Annotated in this window: 17 protein-coding genes and 9 pseudogenes; 10 read left to right on the top strand and 16 right to left on the bottom strand. The window is 55.0% G+C overall.

Translation table 11 applies throughout. The features are described 5' to 3' along the window. Positions 1-6: 6 nt before the first annotated feature. The 3 genes and pseudogenes from ACJYUO_RS21485 to ACJYUO_RS21475 all read left to right on the top strand — a co-directional run bounded on the left by ACJYUO_RS21485 (position 7) and on the right by ACJYUO_RS21475 (position 3,068). On the top strand, positions 7-381 hold the full coding sequence (locus ACJYUO_RS21485; protein WP_494347348.1) for a hypothetical protein: 375 nt from the start codon (positions 7-9) through the stop codon (positions 379-381). Between the two features lie 97 nt (positions 382-478). Continuing rightward, positions 479-658, top strand: a pseudogene (locus ACJYUO_RS21480) (hypothetical protein); the annotation flags it as partial. 1,009 nt (positions 659-1,667) lie between these two features. Further along, positions 1,668-3,068 carry a Cdc6/Cdc18 family protein gene (locus ACJYUO_RS21475; protein ID WP_494347355.1) on the top strand — a complete coding sequence of 467 codons (1,401 nt, stop codon included), beginning with the start codon at positions 1,668-1,670 and terminating at the stop codon, positions 3,066-3,068. A gap of 362 nt (positions 3,069-3,430) precedes the next feature. On the opposite strand, the gene ACJYUO_RS21470 is transcribed toward ACJYUO_RS21475, so the two are convergent. Next, on the bottom strand, positions 3,431-3,754 hold the full coding sequence (locus ACJYUO_RS21470; RefSeq protein WP_494347347.1) for a DUF6788 family protein: 324 nt from the start codon (positions 3,752-3,754) through the stop codon (positions 3,431-3,433). Positions 3,755-3,892: 138 nt separating this feature from the next. On the opposite strand from ACJYUO_RS21470, the gene ACJYUO_RS21465 reads away from it, so the two are divergent. Together ACJYUO_RS21465 and ACJYUO_RS21460 are read left to right on the top strand one after the other, a co-directional pair. Next, positions 3,893-4,819, top strand: a complete 927-nt coding sequence (locus tag ACJYUO_RS21465) for a MarR family transcriptional regulator (RefSeq protein WP_494347346.1) — start codon at positions 3,893-3,895, stop codon at positions 4,817-4,819. Positions 4,820-4,863: 44 nt separating this feature from the next. Continuing rightward, on the top strand, positions 4,864-5,619 hold the full coding sequence (locus tag ACJYUO_RS21460; RefSeq protein ID WP_494347354.1) for a DUF6036 family nucleotidyltransferase: 756 nt from the start codon (positions 4,864-4,866) through the stop codon (positions 5,617-5,619). A gap of 11 nt (positions 5,620-5,630) precedes the next feature. Here ACJYUO_RS21460 and ACJYUO_RS21455 read toward each other — a convergent pair. Then, positions 5,631-6,585, bottom strand: a pseudogene (locus ACJYUO_RS21455) (ArdC-like ssDNA-binding domain-containing protein). Between the two features lie 100 nt (positions 6,586-6,685). Here ACJYUO_RS21455 and ACJYUO_RS21450 point away from each other — a divergent pair. After that, positions 6,686-6,921: pseudogene (locus ACJYUO_RS21450) on the top strand (Glu/Leu/Phe/Val dehydrogenase); the annotation flags it as partial. A 143-nt stretch (positions 6,922-7,064) separates the two neighbouring features. Here ACJYUO_RS21450 and ACJYUO_RS21445 read toward each other — a convergent pair. The 4 genes from ACJYUO_RS21445 to ACJYUO_RS21430 are packed head-to-tail and all read right to left on the bottom strand — an operon-like array spanning position 7,065 to position 11,483. Then, entirely contained in the window at positions 7,065-8,771 is a 1,707-nt protein-coding gene (locus ACJYUO_RS21445; protein WP_494347345.1) for a hypothetical protein, read from the bottom strand. A gap of 58 nt (positions 8,772-8,829) precedes the next feature. Continuing rightward, positions 8,830-9,309: a hypothetical protein gene (locus ACJYUO_RS21440; protein WP_494347344.1), complete on the bottom strand. Its 480-nt coding sequence runs from the start codon at positions 9,307-9,309 to the stop codon at positions 8,830-8,832. 37 nt (positions 9,310-9,346) lie between these two features. Continuing rightward, positions 9,347-11,287 carry an AAA family ATPase gene (locus tag ACJYUO_RS21435; RefSeq protein ID WP_494347343.1) on the bottom strand — a complete coding sequence of 647 codons (1,941 nt, stop codon included), beginning with the start codon at positions 11,285-11,287 and terminating at the stop codon, positions 9,347-9,349. Further along, on the bottom strand, positions 11,277-11,483 hold the full coding sequence (locus ACJYUO_RS21430; protein WP_494347342.1) for a hypothetical protein: 207 nt from the start codon (positions 11,481-11,483) through the stop codon (positions 11,277-11,279). The genes ACJYUO_RS21435 and ACJYUO_RS21430 overlap by 11 nt, the downstream gene beginning before the upstream one ends. A 92-nt stretch (positions 11,484-11,575) precedes the next feature. Between ACJYUO_RS21430 and ACJYUO_RS21425 the strand changes: the two are divergent. After that, positions 11,576-11,977 (top strand): annotated as a pseudogene (locus tag ACJYUO_RS21425) (restriction endonuclease); the annotation flags it as partial. A gap of 13 nt (positions 11,978-11,990) precedes the next feature. On the opposite strand, the pseudogene ACJYUO_RS21420 reads toward ACJYUO_RS21425, so the two are convergent. After that, a pseudogene (locus ACJYUO_RS21420) lies at positions 11,991-12,562 on the bottom strand (hypothetical protein). A gap of 183 nt (positions 12,563-12,745) precedes the next feature. Continuing rightward, on the bottom strand, positions 12,746-13,069 hold the full coding sequence (locus tag ACJYUO_RS21415) for a DUF6788 family protein (RefSeq protein ID WP_494347341.1): 324 nt from the start codon (positions 13,067-13,069) through the stop codon (positions 12,746-12,748). A 136-nt stretch (positions 13,070-13,205) separates the two neighbouring features. On the opposite strand from ACJYUO_RS21415, the pseudogene ACJYUO_RS21410 reads away from it, so the two are divergent. From ACJYUO_RS21410 to ACJYUO_RS21400, 3 genes and pseudogenes are all read left to right on the top strand, one after another. Continuing rightward, a pseudogene (locus tag ACJYUO_RS21410) lies at positions 13,206-13,400 on the top strand (transcriptional regulator TrmB); the annotation flags it as partial. Between the two features lie 80 nt (positions 13,401-13,480). Next, a pseudogene (locus tag ACJYUO_RS21405) lies at positions 13,481-13,634 on the top strand (DUF7692 domain-containing protein); the annotation flags it as partial. Between the two features lie 547 nt (positions 13,635-14,181). Then, the gene (locus ACJYUO_RS21400) at positions 14,182-15,432 is read left to right on the top strand and encodes a Cdc6/Cdc18 family protein (RefSeq protein WP_494347340.1); all 1,251 of its coding nucleotides are present in this window, start codon (positions 14,182-14,184) and stop codon (positions 15,430-15,432) included. A gap of 278 nt (positions 15,433-15,710) precedes the next feature. Here ACJYUO_RS21400 and ACJYUO_RS21395 read toward each other — a convergent pair. The 8 genes and pseudogenes from ACJYUO_RS21395 to ACJYUO_RS21360 all read right to left on the bottom strand — a co-directional run. Further along, positions 15,711-16,273: pseudogene (locus ACJYUO_RS21395) on the bottom strand (hypothetical protein); the annotation flags it as partial. Between the two features lie 99 nt (positions 16,274-16,372). After that, complete coding sequence (locus tag ACJYUO_RS21390) at positions 16,373-17,311, bottom strand: DUF955 domain-containing protein (protein ID WP_494347339.1); 939 nt, start codon at positions 17,309-17,311, stop codon at positions 16,373-16,375. Between the two features lie 85 nt (positions 17,312-17,396). Next, complete coding sequence (locus ACJYUO_RS21385) at positions 17,397-17,744, bottom strand: DUF8013 domain-containing protein (RefSeq protein WP_494347338.1); 348 nt, start codon at positions 17,742-17,744, stop codon at positions 17,397-17,399. Between the two features lie 131 nt (positions 17,745-17,875). Then, positions 17,876-18,097, bottom strand: coding sequence for a DUF8129 domain-containing protein (locus tag ACJYUO_RS21380; protein ID WP_494347337.1), 222 nt, complete (start codon positions 18,095-18,097; stop codon positions 17,876-17,878). 118 nt (positions 18,098-18,215) lie between these two features. After that, positions 18,216-18,911 (bottom strand): nucleotidyltransferase domain-containing protein, encoded by a 696-nt coding sequence (locus tag ACJYUO_RS21375; RefSeq protein ID WP_494347336.1) that lies wholly within the window; start codon positions 18,909-18,911, stop codon positions 18,216-18,218. Between the two features lie 2 nt (positions 18,912-18,913). Further along, a complete protein-coding gene (locus tag ACJYUO_RS21370; RefSeq protein WP_494347335.1) occupies positions 18,914-19,579 on the bottom strand; it encodes a helix-turn-helix domain-containing protein in 666 nt (221 codons plus the stop codon). Between the two features lie 37 nt (positions 19,580-19,616). Then, a complete protein-coding gene (locus ACJYUO_RS21365) occupies positions 19,617-19,733 on the bottom strand; it encodes a DUF7389 domain-containing protein (protein WP_494347334.1) in 117 nt (38 codons plus the stop codon). Between the two features lie 225 nt (positions 19,734-19,958). Continuing rightward, positions 19,959-20,053 (bottom strand): annotated as a pseudogene (locus tag ACJYUO_RS21360) (IS5/IS1182 family transposase); the annotation flags it as partial.

The raw sequence follows: 20,053 nt of genomic DNA, 5'->3' as shown, positions 1-20,053 counted from the left end.
CCGACTATGAGGTCGAAACGCAACATCCGCTCGACGGACACGACCGATGCACAGACGAACGAGCCGACGCCCCGGTTCGAACAACCACTCAGTGACAACCAGATCTGGACAATGCTCCAGACGGCTACGAACAGCACCCGGATCATGCCGATCGTGAAGGGTGACTGGGAGTCGTCGACGCGCTCGTACGAGACGCGTGAGGACGCAGCCCGCGCCCTGATCTTCGACCTGAGCTTCTACGCCGACTATCGGTTCAGCCAAGTTCGCCGGCTGTTCCAGCAGACCGCAATGCGGGACGTCTTCACCAAGACGGAGATCGACGACATCGTCGAGGAGGCCTACGTCCAGCAGGACGGACGGAGCTATCCAACGTTCACATAATCGTGAGGTAGGCTAGTTACGAAGTGCTACTCGCGGGGCGGAGCCTGCAGAGCGTCCCAGAAGTCCGAGAACGAAGCAGGAGATCCGCTGACACCGAGAGAACGTGGCGGCACTCAAACCGACTCGCGACTAGGACCTTGCTGTCCATCCCGGACAGGATATCGAATACGCCATCGTCGACAAGAAATCCTCACGGGACCGCATCGCCCTCGCCCATGTAGAGATCAACACCTATGATGCATCGTACTACGAGACGCAGCTGGTCCGAGCTGTCGAGATACTGTTTCCCTTTGACTGAAATTAGAACGACATCTGACGCGAGCTCAATGGAACACGTATAGTCGATATCACGGACTGGGCTTGACGAACCCCCTCCCCCCTTTTTCGAGTTGTAAACTCGTGACGATGGGAAGAAGTGAACAGGAAGAGGGACTGTATAACAGTCGATTATAGCAGAGATACGCAATAGAAAACCTGAACATCTACTTCTCTAAACCATAACTAGGAATGCGAAAGTTTATGTTGTACGTCATCAAACTACACCCGTAGTAGAGACAAAAGAAACAAATCTTCTAACTGAGCTAGAAGATTGAAATATTTAGGTATAGAGAATCTTCTCATCCCACATATGATTCCGATCCCGAGAATCATCAGGTTTCATCGCCTCTATCCTATTTTGTGAACTCTATTCTTACTTCATGGCATCTGGAGTGGTCTGCACCTGACGACTTACAACTCGAAAAAGGGGGGGGGTAGAATGTTTGAGTACATCACACAAACCTCACCTACCATCGTATTTGTAAACCGGTATTACTCTCATTCGTGAACTGCTTCTACGAGCGTTATCCTTTCGCAACAATTCTGGCGCTTACTACTCGAAAATGGGGGGTGTGGGATACACCGTTTCACCTTAAGCATCCTTCACAAAATTCAGACGATACAGATTTGCTTCTATACTCAGTGCGACTCACTGTTACTTACAACTCGAAAACGGGGGGTCTGGGTCATCGAGTTCGACGATAGAGATTCCCGGCAACCTGTTACAACTCGATAATGGTGGGTAATAGATTCCGAAGACGGTATCTATCTCACTTCGAGAATACACGGATGTAGCCGTTAAATAGCCAGTTTTCGGCTGGTTACAACTCCACAAGGGTCCATATTTTTATACCCAGAGTTCGAGGGGTTTCATAATGGTACGAGAGGGACGAAGAACAGGATCGGGTCATCCGGCAGGTGAGAAAGATCATGAATCCTCCTCTACTAATCCTGAAAATTCCGAGTCGATGGATGTAGAGTCTCCCGATACGTCACAAACGACATTCGAGAATGAATCGGAACCTACCGATTCATCTCAAGAGGCAGCAAACGGCGACGATGGTGGCATCTCAATCCGCGATCGGCTACAAACTGAGTCGTCCGGCGGAGTCTTCGCGAGCAAAGATCTCGTTCGATCAGATACTATCATTGACGAGGATCGTATTGTCGGTCGTGATGACCAACTGGGTCGTGTCGTCGATAATCTCAAACCGGTGCTCCAGAATCAAGGTATCCCTGATATGCTCTTGAGTGGGCCCTCTGGAACTGGGAAGTCGCTCATCATTCATGCAGTCTGTAAACAGATCGTCGAGCTGTGTGAGTCACAAGGTAAGACCTTTGGAGTCCTCTCTATCAACTGCGAGGGGCCGAAGACAGCAGACCGTGCTGTCTATCGGTTAGTTAAAGCTGCTGCCGACGACCTCGGTGTTGATCCTGGTGTTCCCCAAACCGGGGTCTCAACGGATCAAAAGCTCGAGCGACTGTACGAACTAATGCGTGAGCATTACGACGGTGTCATCTTCATCCTCGATGAGATCGATACTCTCGAGGGACCGTACCAGGAGGCAGAATACAATTCTCTCATCTACCAGCTTTCTCGGGCTCGAAAACTCGCTGACTTTGATGGTCCGATTTCACTTACGACCATCACGAACTATGCCGATTTCATGAAGAATCTCAACAGCCGCGCACAGAGTTCCTACAATCCTGACGATATCTTCTTCGACGATTACGACGCGACGCAGCTCCGTAGTATTCTTAAAAACCGGCGGGACGCTTTCAAACCGGAATCACTTGCGGATGATGTCATTCCACTTGTTGCTGCGTTTGGGTCCCAAACGCACGGGGATGCGCGGAAAGCGATTGATCTCCTCAGGTGGGCTGGCGAATTGGCGGAACGGCGTGGTGCTGACACGGTCACCGAGACTGATGTTCGTGAGGCTCAAGAGAAATACACTGAAAATCGCAAACTCCGCCATATCAGCGGAATCTCGACTCAAAAGAAACTCTCGATCTACGCTGTGTCGGCCACTGCCCATTATGCAAGAGAATATCCTGAGTGGATACCCGCTGGACCTGCGTTCAAGACGTACCAATTCATTGCAGATACGATGGATGCGGATCAGTACAGTCGCGAGACTTTCGTAAACCACGTCACTGAGCAGAGCACGTACGGAGTGTTAGACTTCGAGCGCCGAGGCAAGGGTCGAGGGAGAGGTGTACATATGTATTTCTCCCTCTCTGAGGATCCGGAAACGATTATGGAGACGATCCGTGAGGATTCACGGTTCGGAGACCTAGCTCATGAAGATGCGACTATCAGCGCGGTTGTACGCGAACGGCTGAAGCAGTTCCGAAACAAGGACTAATCTCAGCTCCGTATACTTACTACTCGAAAACGGGGGGTGTTTGGGCTATAGGAGATGTGTTACAACTCGAAAATGGGGGGTGTCATTCGTCGGAGTTTCTCGTTACTACTCGAAAACGGGGGGTGGGAGCTAAGAAATTCGACGTGTTATTGGATGTGATGTGCTTTCTTTTCGCCCTCTCCCATTTACAGCTCGAAAACGGGGGGTGTGTCCTACGATTTTATCGTTGTTAGTGCCATCAATGATGGGGATGTCGTAGAGAAACGACAGAAACGCGGGAGGTGTGGTCTCCTTAATCTCAGTATTACCCCACCAACCAATTATAACGGAAACGTGGGGTGGGTGTCGTCTCTTCCCGAGTTCTATTCGTCCGGATTGACCGGGCTTTTGTACTGAGAGCGGACTTTGTCCCCGTCCCGCCACTGCCAGTAGTAGTAGCGATTGTCGTTGATCTCCTTGATCGTGATAGTCGCTTTTGAGGGAACATCGTCCGGGAGGTCGCCCGGTTGCTCCTCCACCTCGTCCTGGTCTGCTGCCTCCTCGAGACGGGCCTCACGTTCCTTGTGCTCGGCTAGCGCTTCGGCGTACGTAGCAACGTCTCGGAGCTGTTCCGGTTCCGACTCGTTGAGCGTGTTAACGATCTCCGTCGGGAGGTTCGCCGGTGAGGTCGGGGGTTCATAGGACATCGGCTACTCTCGTGTTAACCAACACAACCCGCTAATCCATAGTTTTGTTGGTTAAGACGACTTGAGCGGTTCTTATGACTGCTGACTGTAACACTACTCGAAACTTCTTTATATGCAAGTTTCGTACTATGTTACACCGTGCTCCGCCGCATCGAACTCGAGGTCTTCGCCACGGTCGACCGTGGTGACACGATCTCCGAGCTGGCGACGAAACTCGACCACAGTAAGAGCTACCTCTCTCGTGCCGTCGCTAACCTCGTCGAGAAAGGGCTCGTCTACACGGAACGCGACGGCCGCCGAAAGCGGGTTGTCCCTTCAGATGCTCGAGCCGTCGAAGTCTACCAAGATCTCGTCCGCCAGCACTCCCATATCGACTTCCCCGAGCTGCTGACTGGGAAGGCACTCGAGGTGCTGTACTACCTCGATCAGCCGCGAACCGTCTCCGAGATCGCCGACTGGAGCGACAACTACCGCAACACGGTCAACCGAATCCTCAAGCGGTTTCGCGACCGTGGTCTCGTCGGGACGGACGACGGCCACTACGAGTTCAACGCCGACTTCGACCGCCTCCACGAGTTCGCACGTGAACTCGCACACCATCTGCATCGCCAACGCCTCGAAGCCGTCGCCCCGAAGGGCACGATTCTCTGGGAGGACTACGACGAATTCCTTGCCCAGGCCGAGACGGAGATCGACGCGGGGGAATTCCACGAAACCGGCCTCGCTCGGTTCGCGGCCTTCGACCTCCAGTTCCTGCTCACCGGCCACCGATACTACTTCTACTCCGAGGAACTCGACGCAGTCTCGCCGGCGGAGCTCTGCTGTCACACCCTCTTGATCGACGACGGAAGCCGCCACCGCTCGTACTGTCTCCTCCTGCTCAGCCACGTCGATGTCGACGAGGAGGATCTCCGAGAGCAGGCGGTGAAGTATGACCTTGAAGACGAAATCGACGCCTTGCTCCGCTACCTCGAGACCCACGGCGAGATCGAGGATCACCGTTTCCCCGAGTGGTCCGAGTTCCAGGAGCTGGCGGCTGGCTACGAGGTGGACCTCCCCCAATGAGACCAACATTTGGACGCGAATATATCGAGGACGAGTTCTAGCGAATCGCAGAGAGATTGACCGAGCCGCTCACGGTCTACCTGATCGGTGGTGGCGCGATGTCGCTGCGCGACCTCAAGGGGGCGACGAAAGACATTGACCTGGTCGTCCCGGATGGCGACGCGTACGGTCAGCTGTGGGCCGTCCTGATGGACCTCGGGTATGCGGAGGTCCAGTCGCTGGATCCAGATTACCGGGCGCTGGGCGCGACGAGCTACGTCGAGAACGACGATGGGTGTCGCCTCGACATCTTCAACCAGCAGGTCGTGAACAAGCTCGTGCTCACCGACGGCATGCAAGAGCGCAGCGAGCCCTTCTTCGACACGGATCAACTGACGGTCCGGCTGGTCAGCAACGAGGATATCTTCCTGTTCAAACTGATCGCAGGCCGCGACGACGACATCGAGGACATGAATATGCTCGTGCAGGCCGGCCTCGATTACGATGTCGTCCGAGATGAACTCGAAGCCCAGATCGATCGGCTCGGCGACGACCAGTTTGCAACCTTCGCGAACGAGGCTCTGGTCGAACTCGAGGAGCGGTACGGGGTGATCACGCCGATCGAGGACCGCGTCCAAGAGCTGACGGACAGGTACTACCGGGGGCTCGAAGTCCTCCAGGCACTCGACGAGCCGATGACCGTCGGCGAACTGGCCACCGAACTGGAGCTGGATACCGACGAGGTTCACGATCGGATCGCGTATCTCTCAACGTTCGACCGGGTCCGTTGGGATGGCGACACGGTCCGTCCCGTGGAGTAGTCCGGTCACGACTACGGGGAGGGAAGACGGCCGTCTGGTCGGGGCACGCGGCCCCGTTTGATCTCGTGATCGACGCGGCGTAGGTGTTTGCAGCCACCTTCTGGAGAGCGTTGCTGCCAGTCGGGACAGGAACACGACTCTTCGATGACGTCGACTTCCGTACCTGTTGCCGGATGCAGACTGCACCTCGTAGCGGCCACCTTTCGAGAGGAGCGAGACATCCATCGCTTCGGCGACGGCACGCTTCGTGCGGGGCTCGAGATCGTCCCGTGACTGTTCGTTCTCGTCGACGACCAGCCGGTCGCGAACGTCGCCCGTTCGGCCTCCGCCCGGCGCGACGGCTTCCGCAGGGCCACTGAGCCGCTCGTGGAGAACCTCCTCCACCGGATGGCCTTCCGGCCACAGGTAGTGGACCTCGCGGTGCTCGCGATGGTCATAGGAGCCGCACGCCGCTGAGCTCCCGGTCTAGACGCGCCAGGCACCGAGCGCGGCCATCACGTCGACGATGTCACGGGGAACCGTCTGGTGGTTGTCTGGGAAGAACACCCGGAAGCGGGTACACGCTTCCTGCGGCGGGACGGTCTCCCACCAGTCTTCGCTGGAGCCCCAGCTATCGAACATCGCCTCGTCGCTCCCATAACCGACGGTCAAGCCGTCGATCAGCGCCCAGATCCAGATGGCCGACTCGCCCTCCTTGACGTGGCGGTCGAACTCCTCCTGCCACGTCCGGTAGCCCGCAATCCGGCTAGCCTCGGGACACTGCCGCTTGATGAGGAGCGTGTTCCGGTAGGAGTAGTCGTGGAAGTGACTCTGGACGTCGAGCCACTCCTGGAACTCCTCGCTGGCCTGCGCGTCGTCGACGCCGGCGACAAGGTCGTCGATCCACTGTTCGATAGTGCTGTTCATCTCGTCGAATCGCGTGTTGGTCTCCGCGAAGGACACCGACGAGTCAAGAGTCGTCGTCATCTGGGCATCGCGACTGCATCCGTGTAGGACGCGCCGCACCTCTCAGGGGCGAACAAAAACGGGCCGTCAGCTAGCGGAGTTTGCCGGTCTTGCCAGCGTAGCCGACCTAATTGTCGAGGTTACGAATAGTCCGACCCCGGCGGCGAGCGAGATTTTCGCCTAACGTGAAATTCCGGTGGCCCGGGACATTGTGGCGAACGCTGGCGGGGTGGCGGTGAGCTACTTTGAGTGGCTCCAGGAATCAATCGGCGGTCGTGGTCGTTGGAGCGCGTCAATAGCGAGTTAGAGACGAAGATACTACGCCGTATGAGTAACGGTAGCGAGAAATTCGAAGCCCGGAGACCGAGATTATGCGGGTTATTTTGTAGTCCGAGGACGAGAGAGATTACAGCCTTAGAAGCAGGTTGCAGGTTAAGGCTGTCCACTCTCGGCGGATACGTACCGCCTGATGCGGGAATCACCAGATCGCATTCGGGTAATTAAGCGGTTTCGTCGACGCCGTGTAGGGCCACTCCGCTAGCTAAGATGGCGAGGAATCCCAACACCACTGCCGTAAGGTATCCTGTTTGCCCGGTGGACGTTGCGACACCCATACTCCAGATACCTAAGCCGGCTGCAACAACCCCAAGCGCGGTCGCAATGATATCAGCCAACACGGTCGCCCAGTCCTCATAGGCGCCTGCTTTTCCGACTCGGATCCGCTCACAGAACAGCCCAAACAAGCTCGCTACGCCGACCAAAACGAGGGTCTGGCCGAAAACAGGAGTGATACTGAGGCTGAAAGCATGCACTGAGACAAACGCTAACAGAATTATAATCACTGCAGTGGCGGCTAGTGCTGCTGTTGCGGTATATTCATCACGGAGATGATGGAGAACCGTGCCGACAGTAACTCCGCCCAGGAGGCCGATGACGATTATCGCAATGTCGACTACGACCGCCCATTCGCCAACAACCCACCATTCGACTACCGCCGCACTAGCGATGAAGGGAGTTAACGCTCCGACGTTGACCGGAAGGTTCCGCCATCGCATCGGCGTACCCCGATAATGCCGGAGGAGTTCGGTCATGCTAATGCTGGTTAACAATCCAATCCAGGCGAGCGCCGGCCGGTGCATACCCGGTACGCTGTCGCTCTCAAGGATTCCAACCGAGCCGAACGTAACAGCCAACATTGCAATCCACAAGAAACCCGTAACAGCCCAGCGTGATGCACCCCGATTTAACCCTGTAAGGAAGTTTTGGAGGAGATCTTCGATGATGAAATAGCCGAACTCTTCGCCGAGAAGTGCTGCACGTTTGTGAACTCGATCGGCATCACTCAGCTCTTCGTATACTTCATCTGTATTGACTGCTGGACCGTCTGGTACTCGTACTGCCTCGATAGCCGACCCATCCAGTTGTAGGTATCCCGCACTATCATCCTCTAATGCATTCTTTACTTCTTCGTCTGTCTTGAATTCCTCATCTAGGGAGTTATCGATGTCCTCCCAGTCAATTCCCTCGCTATCCGCATCTTCAGCTGGCGCGGACTGGTCATCGCGTTCATTAACCTTGGTCAACGCGGAACCCGTTGACGCCGTCTCCTCACCGAGTTGTGCCGTATCCCCTGGTCGTTCCTGTTGGGTGTCTTCTGGCTTATGGCCCAGAACTGTAGCTGACGTGAGGAGGAGATCACGAGTTCCAGTTGACGCTTCTGCCTTCGTCAAATGGCCGCGTATCCAAAGCCCGGATGCAGTCCGTACTTCGATGGTTGCGGAGTTCGTGAGCTGTCGAAACACATACTGCCACGGGTCATATCGGCTCCGCGCTTCGTTATCTAACAGGTAATTATAAGCGAAGGAACCAACCGCGATACCGATAGCTGCGGCGACAACGATATGGATGCAGTATCCAGCGATATACCACGGCAAGGAATGACCTTGCAGATTATCTAAGACAGCGGGCTTCCAGAGCCATACCGAGAATCCGATATAGATGAGGAGCAACGAGGCAAGACTCACAAGTGCACTCACAACGAGTGTTTCAAGCTGCGTGAACGGGTTCTCCCGGCGTGCGGTCCACAGCCCTGTTCGAACTGCGACAAGCCCGGGGACAATCAACAGCAGCGGAATAAACAGGGCAATCAAGCTGGTTCCCGGCGAAAATGAGAACCCGCCAGCTTGCCCGACTACACCCGCTATCATGATGGGCTCGTCTCCGTCCGGCTTGGCTTCTCCAAGCTGAGCTGTGCCACCCTATCAGTCATTGTGTACCTGAATACTCTGGATAGGCAGCTGAGATTTTATCCAATAATTCAGCGACCGGCATACTGTTGTACAGGGATTTTGTCAGTTTCAGAGTCCGAACCGAATTGACTGGTAGCACCGTATTGTTCGCGTTCAGGAGACGAATTCCTTCGTCGGTGATTTCGAGATCGACGCTTGCAGTTTCCGTGCCTTCGACAGCTGAGCGGCTTACATATTCAGGGACCGCGTTATCTAAGACCTCCGTCAGCTCCGATGAATATGGGCCGCGTTTGTGCGACTCAAAGTGAAATGTCTCGTCAATCGCCTGGTCAATCGGATCTGGTGGCAAGCCGCCCTGTTGGGCAAGAAAAATGAGGGCTTGAAATCTGGTAACGCCCCGGACTGCATTCCGGTGATTAAGCCGAAGACATGCTAGAGAAACCAATAGCTGGTCTGAGGGATCATCTGCCGTAATATCCGTGTTATTTGTTGCCATTCTATCCACTCAGACTCGGATTGAGGGGAGCTTAGAGTCAGTTCCTCACAACTGTTCCGTTCTGTTGATCCCAGTCCAGTTCGTACTGGTTCCCAGTCGGAATTACATCCAACCGCTGAAGTTGATGCTTCCAGACCTCATCATGTGTGGTGATGATGAACTGGAACTCATCACTAATCGGCCCCTGGAATAACTCCGCTATCTCCTCACGATGGTCCTCGTCGATGGACATTACGACGTCATCAAGCAGGACAAACCGGTCTTGATGCTCGCTTAATTCTTTAGACAACGCCAGGAAAAGACAGATTCCCATGAGGTCCTGATGTCCCTCACTATGCATTGCGTGCGGCGGATGCACGCCGTCATCATAGAATCCGACACGGAACTTCACACCAGCATTGGTCTGTTCCAATTCGACGTTGATATCTCCCTCATCAGGATTGATAGATTCATAATACTCCTTGAACGTTGCCTCCACGCTTGCATACCGGTCCTCCAACACCTCTGTTCGCGCCTGCACTAATTCATCACGCGCAGCCGTACAGATCTCCTTAGCTCGCTTGTTCACCGCGAGGCTTCTTTCCAGCTCCGCAATCCGACTGAGCGCCGACTCGGTGACAGAAAGCATCTCCCACGCACGTTCTACCTGTGACTTTGCTGGTTGGTCTTCTACTTTTGCTTGGAGCTGGGTGGCAACTCTCCCAGCATCCGTCGACGGCAATCGCTCAGCCAACTCCCGTAAGTCAAGCACCTCTTGGGATTTGGCGTCCTCTCGGCTGACTGCTTTGACCGCCGTCTGTATCTCCTGAAGACCATCCAGATACGAGCGTAGCGTCTCACCTCGTTGCGACTCTATCTCATCCCCTAGCACATCAAGTACGGATCCAGACAAGCTAATATATGATTGAATGGCGTCTAATACGCTTTCGCTCACTGATTGAAGTTTCTCACGCTTGTTCGCGATTTCTTCAAACTGTTGTTTTCTCTGTTCGACAACAGTATTCAGCTCCTGGGCGTCCCAAGTTGTCCCGCAAAGCGGACAGCTCTCCGTGCTATCATCGATTACACTCTGGCCGCGTTCCAACACAGACAACACATCCGTCTCAACTTGTGCCTCTTGGGCTGCGACCTCCTGTCGAAGAGATTCCAGCGTATCTAGATCCTCCAGTAGGTCCGCTTCAGCTTCCTCGAACCACTCCGCTTGCCGCTGGAGGCGGTCCTTAACGTCTTCTCGCTGAAAGGCGGAAATTTCCTGAGCGTCAGGTCCCTGGAGGTCTCGTCGGGTGTCAAGTGACTCCCAGTCTCCAAGTGAATCAAGCGGGCACCCACCAAGCGTTGCCCTCGCTTCATTCACTGCTGCACGTATTTTGGAATCCTCAATATCGGAGATTCCAAGCGTGTCTCGTAAAGTTGCCTGCTGTTCGTCGATTTCCTTGTTGAGTCGCTTTATCTCGCTCGAATAGTGATGATTTCGGAGACGACGTAGTTGCATCCGACGTCCGTCTATTTCTTCCAGGTCGAGAAGATTGTCTATTAAGGAGCCGCGGTCTGTAGGTGTTGAAACCACTAAGTCGACCATATCCGAGCGAGTCAATTTGTGGAGGCCGCTATCGACAAGCCGCTGGACGTCATCGAACTCAGCGGGTGGCGATTCAGGGGTGATGTCAGGTTCACGGTCGGTGAATCTCCGTGAGGCAGTGACGTTCGTCCTGTCTCCAGATCGGAATTTGGCGCGGGCGTAGACATCGCTAGGGGAAGCATACCGGTTTGGGAGATGCTGTTTTGCGGAGATGCCTCCTGTTTGAGGTCCATGCAGCCGGTCAATTTCACCATTCAGGATAAACTCGATTGCTTCAAGTGTTGAGGACTTCCCTGCCCCATTCCCACCAGTAATGAGTGCGTGTTCGCCACCGAACTCAAATTTCTGCGGCGCCCTGAATCCGCGAAAGTTCTCCAGGGATAACTCGTCAATCCGCATTCTCGCTCACCTCAATATCCGCAGAAACAACCTGCTCGATAACTTCCCGTACCTCATCGTCTTCGGGTAAAGAATCAGTTTCCCCATCAGCCTTCAGAAGCGCCACAACGTCCCGGGGAATGTCCTCGTTCTCTTCTATTCTCCGCTCAAATCGATCCAGGATCTCTTCTTTCACCGATTTCGCATTCTCACTCATATATCGCTAACCTAATGACACTAATTTAAATAAATTCGCCTCCATCGATTCACCAGAGAGCGTCGCCTCTATTCCCAAGCCGTATCTTAAGATCCGACATCCAGGAGTACACCAATCCCTACGAGTACTACGCGGCAGGCCCGTCACGAGTGACCGCCGAGGACGGCATCCATCAGTGTGTCCACTGTGACACGATCGGCACCGACGAGACGCACACCTACTGTCCGAACTGCGGGGCAATCGCCTGCTCCAGCCATATCAAAACGGAGCGGCTGGAAGGCGAGCCGATCTGTACGGGCTGTGCGGTGACGGAACGGTTCGCGCTGAAGACGAAGTACTTCTACGACGAGGTGAATCTCGAGGTGTTCCGCGAGGAGTACGCCGCGATGCCGCTTCACGAGAAGGCGATGGAGAACAAGTGCCTGGCCGGGGGAAGCGTTGTCGCGACGCTGCTGCTTGTCGTCGGACTACTCGTCATCGGCGGCATCATCTGAGCGGGCTAAGTGTTCACGCCGGCTCAGCGACCATCTCTTCGAGCGCGTGCTCAAGCGGGCCGTGGAACTGCCAGCTAGCCCGCTCGAAGGCTTCCTCGGTCGGGCCATCCCATCGGAGGAACGCGGAGTGATCACTCACCTTGACCGTCCACTCGGCGGGCTCCTCGAACGGGTTCAGTGTCGGAAGCTCGACGACGTAGAGGTACTCCTCGTCGCCATGGATGCCGTCGGCCGGATTCTCGACGCCGTGTCCCAGCAGGAACAGTGGCTGGTCAAGATGCACCATATTGTCCGGCTCGAGGAGATCCGAGGGTTGGTCAGCGTCGATGCTTCGGTCACGCCCTTCGTCCACGTAGAGGGTCATCGTCGAGAGCGTGTCGAGGAACATGAACTGGCCGGCTGCGTACGCATGCCCGCGCTCTGTTCGTGTCTCGTCGAGCAGTTGCTTCAGCTGGTCAAGGTCACGGAGGACGCTGTCGGGATAGCCGTCCGAGTGTCGGTAGATTTGTGCGATGCGGTCGGTTTCGGACTGTTCGTCTGCGGACTCGCTCGTTGGATGAATCGGAGTTGACTTCGTGTCGACATCGATCACCGCTGACGCGTGTGCGCCGGCACCCATCGCCGGCGGCGTCAACGTAACTGAGCTAATCCCTCAGCAAATCTAGCAACAGATTGGCTGGCCGTTTTCAATGAACTACGAACGGAAGGACCTTGAGGAGTCATTTCGCACACGGTGTGGTGAAACTGTAATGTCTCCAGTTTCTCCTCCTATTCGTCGGGATTTACTGGCCCCTTGTATTGAGACTGGATCTTGTCGCCCTCTCTCCACTGCCAGTAGTAGTAGCGGTTGTCGTTGATTTCCTTGATCGTGATCGTTGCTTTTGAGAGGACATCGTCTGGTAGGTCCTCTGGTCGTTCCTCCATCTCGTCTTGGTCTCCCCCCTCCTCAAGACAGGCCTTACGTTCCTTGTGTTCGGCTAGCTCCTCGGCATACGTGGCAACGTCACGGAGGCACTCCGGAGTGGACTCGTTGAGCGTAGTGACGATCTCCGTCGGGAGGTTCGCCGGTGGGGTCGGGGGTTCGTAGGACATCGGCTACTCTCGTATTAACCAACATAGAACGCCGACCATAGCTTTGTTGGTTAAGATGGTGATATCGGTTCCCTATCCGCTGTCTGTAACACTACTCGAAACCCCATTATAAACCAGTTTCCTGTTATGTTACACTGTGCTCCGGCGCATCAAACTTGAGGTCCTCGCTACCGTCGAACGCGGCGGCACGATCTCCGAGCTCGCGACGAAGCTTGACAACAACGAGAGCTATCTCTCCCGTACTGTCGGAGGCCTCCTTGAAACGGACGATGACCGCTCCCGAAGTGGGACGAATCCCAGGAGCTGGCGGCAGACTACGAGGTACAGCGATCCTGAGCCCGAACAGCGGTTCTAAACGTGTCGTCTGTAGGCATTAGTTTGGGTCGTAGGGATTCGTCGCTGTGTCGAGCCATAGACATTCTCAACTCTGTCAAAGACCAGAACGACGCGATCGAATGTTCAGCTGATTACCATGACTGCAATAAGACGAAAGCAGTGGTAAGTGCGTGCGACGACGTCGATGTTCGTCAAGGCTATCCGTGGGGCCCTCGAGCGGGACGATCTTCGATCCCCCACACCCCAGGTGTCGAGTGTAGATGGTCAAAACTGAGGGAGAGGGATCCTAAAGAGAGGGATCATAATAGAGAGGAGGTTTCGAAAGAACATTCATCAGATAGAAACGGGACTAGATTGAACAAAGATTTATATGTGATAGATATAAACAGTATCCGCAGTGGGTTCACAGCCAAAGAAAAAGCAAAGATCCATCTTCTGACTGTCACTACTTAGTTCTATTTCCAGGATCTCTGAGGGGGGATATAACATCTGTAGCGCACGAATTCAGCACTTTACACTCGACACCCGGGGTGTGGGCCACCTCTCTCACTCTTTTAGTTACTGGAAGATTTCACTCGACACCCGGGGTGTCTGGGTTCGATTCTTTCCCGGTTGGCTAATCCTATTCAGTTTGATTTCACTCGACAGCTGGGGTGCCCCGTTTTCAAGAGATGTGCAATAGAACCGCTACCCCGCGATATTAGTGGGGTTTACATACGACTCGTGGTGTGGACCAACCACCTGTCTTTATATGAACTGGTCTATTTTTGATGTTTATGGACAACGGAGATCCCGAGAGTGGATCACTGAACGATTTCTGGGGGTCGGAAGATCCGATATTTGATCGCAAGGAGCTTCTTGATATCGATCTTGTCCCAACTGAGGAGCGTATTATTGGTCGAGATAGCGAAATCGAAAACGTTGCCTCAAGTATTCATCCAGCGATAAAGGGACAATCGCCTCGAAACACACTCATCTACGGGAAGACGGGTACGGGCAAATCCCTTGTTGCAAAACACGTCACACGAAGCGCGCAGAACTATGCACTCGAGAACGGAACGAAAATGGGGCGGGCGTATATCGACTGTACCCAGACGAAAACTGAGACTCGCGTCGTGATCAATTTGGCTCGAGCGTTGAACGAACCGGAGAAAACCGGCGTTAGTATTCCAGTCACGGGGCTTTCAACTGACGTCTATTACGAGCGGTTTTGGTCGATTCTTGACCAACTCTACGACGTCGCAATCATCATCCTCGACGAGATCGACAAGCTCCAGAACAACGAGATTCTCATGCAACTCTCTCGGGCTGGAGAAGCAGGGAAGTTGGACTCGTGTAAAGTCGGTATCATTGCGATCAGTAACAAAATCTCGTTCAAAGAATCGCTTGACGAGCGGATTCTCAGTAGCCTGCAGGACCGTGAATTCATATTCCCTCCGTACGATGCGAATCAACTCCGTGAGATCATGTATAACCGAGATGATGCCTTCAAAGACGGTGTCATCTCGGATGACGTTATCCCGCTAAGTGCTGCGTTCGCTGCACAAGAACACGGGGATGCACGGAAAGCATTAGATATTCTTCGGAATGCTGGTGAGCTCGCAAAGGATGAGGGTGCTGACGAGGTTACTGAGGACCATGTCCGGAATGCTCGAGAGAAAGCGAATATCGACCGCTTTTCGCAACTTCTGGAAGGGCAGCCAACGCAGATCAAAGCGTCTGTCTATGCGCTCTCTGTGCTTGCGGAACAACACAGTGAGCGAGAAGAATTCGCGACTCGAGAAATCTACGAAATGTATCAGAATATCACCTCAGATAGCGCTCTCGGGATAGAAACACTTTCTCAGCGCCGAATGAGTGACAAACTGGATGAACAGGTATTCCTCGATATCCTTGGGCAAGTAGAGCGAGTCGGGCGTGGCTACAGTAGCGGCGTGACGAACTATTACTATCTCCTAGAGGATCCGGCCGTCGTTCAGGCTGTGATCCATAACGATAGCCGATTTTCAGAACTCGAGAAGAACTGAGAGCCAAGATTTCACTCGACACCCGGGGTGGGAGGTGGTTCATTCGACACCCGGTCCCTTCCTGTGATTTGTCAAGCGCTTCGATTTCACTCGACACTCGGGGTGCTCTTGTTCGTAGACGTGCAATCTACTGCTCTTACACCGCATAAACACTCGATTTCATTCGACAGCTGGGGTGACGAGTCCCAACTAAATTCACTCGACACCAGGGGTGGTCGGTGGTTTGGATTTCACTCGACACCTGGGGTATACTGACAGTGTATCGACTATTTCGATGACTCGGGATCGTCCTGTGGGTGTGGCTCATCGTCGACGACTAGCCGGTCGCGGACGTCGCTGGTTCGGCCACCGTCCGGGGCGACGGCTTCCGCAGGGCAACTGAGTCGCTCGTGGAGCATCTCCTTAACCGAATGGCACAGGTAGTGGACTCGCAACGCTCGCAATTGGCGTAGGAGCCTCGTGTATCCGCGCTACCAGTCCGGACCCGCCAGGCACCGAGTGAAGCCATTACGCCGACGATGACGGGTGGTACGGTCTGCTGGTCGTTCGGGAAGAACACTTGGAAGCGGGTACACGCTTCTTGCGGCGGAACGGTCTCCCACCAGTCTTCGCTGGAGCCCCAGCTGTCGAACATCGCGCCGTCGCTCCCGTAGCCGACAGTCACGCCGTCGATCGGCGTACAGTCTGACGGTAGGTGTTCTGGCTCTCCTTCGAGCACCCGGAGAACGGCATATCGAAGATACTCGTGCGCTTGCTTATCCGTTGGGCGAGCCACTTGGTCGTACTTCTCTGTGACGTGCTCGGTTTCCTCGAGGACCGTCATGAGATAGCGGTCAGTCATCATTTGACGGAGGTCAGAATTCGCCTCCGCCCCTCTGCAGGCGCAGAATGACTTAACCAACAGAGCGGAAGGAATCCATCACCACGTTGGTTAACTGAGTTAGGACGAAGATTCGCCCTTGAGAACGTCAATGAGTTCTTCTTCCGTTCGACCAATCCGTCCGAGCCGCTCGCGAACGACCTCGGGATCATCCAACTCCCACGCGGCTAGGTAGAACGCCGACCCAGTGGTGTCGAGCCCGCAGTACCGGCTGACGACGTATGCGACGGCCTCGGCCTCAACTTCACGTTTCGACCGTTCGGTGTCGTCGTCGATGTCGAAATGAAGGAGAGCGTGAGCGTATTCGTGAATCATCGTTCGTGCGAGATCGGCATCGTTCTCCCGGTCACGGACTTCGACAAGCGGCTGCACGTCAAAAAAACTCAATTGCTCACAGATTCCCTTCGCCTCCCCGTGCGTCCACTCTTTTTCGGGCACTATCTGAACCGTCACACCGAGTTCGTCAGCGGTCTCAGTCAGCTGGGCGACGAGGTCGCCGGTGTCACCAGTTGCTTCCGTATCGAGGTCGGGGAGCAGCTCACCCTCGGTCTGAGATATGTCGAATACTGGGGTGGGCTTGAACCCGACGAGGCCTTTCGACCACTTTTCGGGCGGCGTCTCGTCGTAGTCACAGTCGCTGTCCTCGTGGTAGCTCGGCGAGTTCTCGCAGTCCGGGCACTGCTTCGTAATGATCGGCGCCCAGATCCAGATAGCCGACTCACCTCCCTGGACGTGACGATCGAACTCTTCCTGCCAGGTCCGATACCCAGCGACACGGGTTGCCTCGGGACACTGGCGCTTGATGAGGAGCGTGTTTCGATACGAATAATCGTGGAAACGACTCTGAACGTCGAGCCATTCCTGGAACTCGTCGCTGTCCTGCGCATCGTCGATGCCGGCGACGAGGTCGTCGATCCACTGTTCGATGGTACTGTTCATCTCGTCGGATCGCGTGTTGGTCTGATTGAAGGAGACCGACGGGTCACTGGTCGTAGCCATGGATTTCACCAAATCGAGTTCACGGCGACTGCGTCAGTTCAGGACGCGCCGCACCCTTAGGGGCGGACAAAAACCGAGCTCTCGGTTACCGGAGTTCGTGGGGTTCGTCAGCGAAGCTGACTGTGACAAGGTACTTGAGGAACTCGTCGAACCGCTCGACATCGCTGGGCGTGTCGGTCGCAAGGTGACGTGCCCACTCGATGGCCCACTGGAAGGCAGGATCCGTGCCGCCCTTGCCGTGGATATACCACCAGCGAGCCGCTTTGAGAATGACCAGCGGATTCGTTGGCGGGTGCTCGCCGGCAAGCCCACGGGTGATGGACTCGATTTTGTCGGGGACATCAGCGGGATCGATGTCCTCTGATTGCGTGTTGTCAATATCAACCGGGATGTCGTCGATTGAGACGTTGTCAGCACTCTGTTGTTGACTCACAGGAAGTCTCCTTTGGACGAGGACCCTCAATGAAGCCCTCGCCGTCTCTGGGGGCGCGAAAAACGTGGAACGACATACTGTTAACCAACAATATATGAACTAACTCGCATATTGTTGGTTAAGAGTGGGCCCTACTCTTCATTTGCACGCAACTCATTAGCCTTCCACTTGAGTCGTCGCAGAATCTGCGTCCGATTCTGGTGCGCGTTCTCGTAAGCAACGCACTCCTGGAGTGTCTCCATATCTAGAATCGTCGCGATACCAGCCTCTATCAATCGATGATTCGGCGCTTCGAGACGCTGGTTTGATGTAAGACCACCCGATTCTACAGATTGACCTGACGAGTCATCCACTGGTGTTCGCCTCCGTGCTCTCAAGGCGCCGACAAACAGCACCAGCTCACTCCTGTCTAGCTCAACTTCGGCGACGGGTACTCACAGTTACTGTCGTTGTTGTCGCAGTGAGCCTCTCTCACTCCTGTTGTCGCTTGAGGAACTCGAGGAGTGTCTCGATATCCTCGGCCGAGGCCGATGATTGGCCGAACATACTCTTGAACCGGTGATCGAGCCCGCCTTCTTTAATGAACGCGTGTGCCTCACTGAGTTGTTCCCGAAGGGCATCAGCATCGCCGCGATGCAGATGCATCTTGACCATTTCGAGGTCGATCGACGGAAGTGCAGCGAGGACATCAGCGAGATCTGTTTTCCGGCCACTATGGAGTTTGGCGGCAACGAGTATCTCCCCGTCAGCTGCTCGTGCCGTCGTCGACCGAGTCCCGCCTGAAATCGTCGTCGGGGAACTATGCGTGCGCAGATAGTCGAACGACCACTCTGCTTCGGTCTGCCGGCAGCCGAGGCCGTTCACAAGGATGTCTACGCCGACCGGGTGAGGCAGCCCTTCGGTGCGCTTGAAGAGTTCGATCTCACGATTATATATGGTTTCTTCTGGGGGAACTTCGAGATCGGCCTGTCGTTCGAAGCCCCGCGCTTCGAGAAAGGTAACGACTTCGTCGTAGTCGTCCGGTGCGATGACGATGTCTAGGTCGGTCGAGAACCGCGTCTCGAACTGACTGATCGCGTAGCCTCCAACGAGGACGAACCCGATATCTGACTGCTCTAGTTCTTCGAGCACTTCAATGAGCGCCTCGCTTCGGTCTTCTTGACTCATGTTCAGGCTGGCTCCATCCGGTAGGTCGCGTCAGTGTCGACGTCGTCGTACATCCGGCCGAGCATGTCGAGTGCTGACTCGAAGGTCGCATAGTACTCGTTTGCGAACGCCACGGTTTCTTGGAGCGGAATGACAGGCCGTCCGTCGACCATCTCGGTATCGATCTGTGACCGTGGCTCCAGAACGACCTGGATGGTCCCCTCGAGGTCGTCGGCGGGCTGGCGTTCCTCAGCAGTCGGGAGTCCAAACTGATCGAAGAACTCTGTCCAGGCGTTGAGGTCGGACTCGTGGACGGCGATGAACAGCGGATAGTCCTCTGGGTCACGAGCGACCTGGTAGCCACCGCGGGTCCAGATGTAGACCGCATCGATGGCGGTGAACGCGTAGTCCATCCCCGCGAACTGGGGGAGGACGTACGCTTCTGAAATTGACGGGGGCGAGATATTTGCTGATGCCGTCAGGAACTCGAGACCGGCGTCTCGAATCGTCTGGTCGACGAGCTGGAGCCCATCATTGTACGTGACGTATCCTGCCTCCTCGATACGGTTCACGACGCGCCGAATCGTCTCCCGGTTCTCGTCGATCTTCCGCGCGACGCCCGAGATGGAATCGCCCGGGTCAATCGCGAGGATGACCTTGAGTTCCTTCTCGCCACATACGTCGTACATCCTATAGTTGCATAATTTTGTGCAACAGCCAAAAGGATTACTCTTCGTGTGGGTCTGCTGGCTGGATTTGACGCGTCTCCGCTCCGAGTTCGTGGATGTACTCCCGAAGCGTGTCTATACCTCCCCGGGCGTCCTCGAGCGTCTTTGACTTCACCTTTGGTATCCATCGCTGGCGCTCGATAAACACACCCAAATACGCGCTCGATAGACATCGTCTCTGTTCGACCCTGTGGCCTTTTTGACAGAGATTGTCCGGTCCAACAGGGCCTTAGTAATCAACTCTCCGGGCCGGCGTAAGCGTGATAGACTCAATCTCTTCACGACGAATGTATTCCTCAAGCCTGTTCGGCCGTGGTGAATCGCCAGACGTAGCTTGATTTCACGGGTTCAGCGACTGCTTGATATTGTGAACCGCACACATCAGGACGAGTTCACGAAATTCTCCGTACCAGGTTCGCGCACGCACGGCGTCGC

This window comes from Natrinema sp. CRL1, assembly GCF_059162405.1.
The sequence above is the reverse complement of the archived record's forward strand: the minus strand, read 5'-3'. Positions and strand labels throughout refer to the sequence as shown.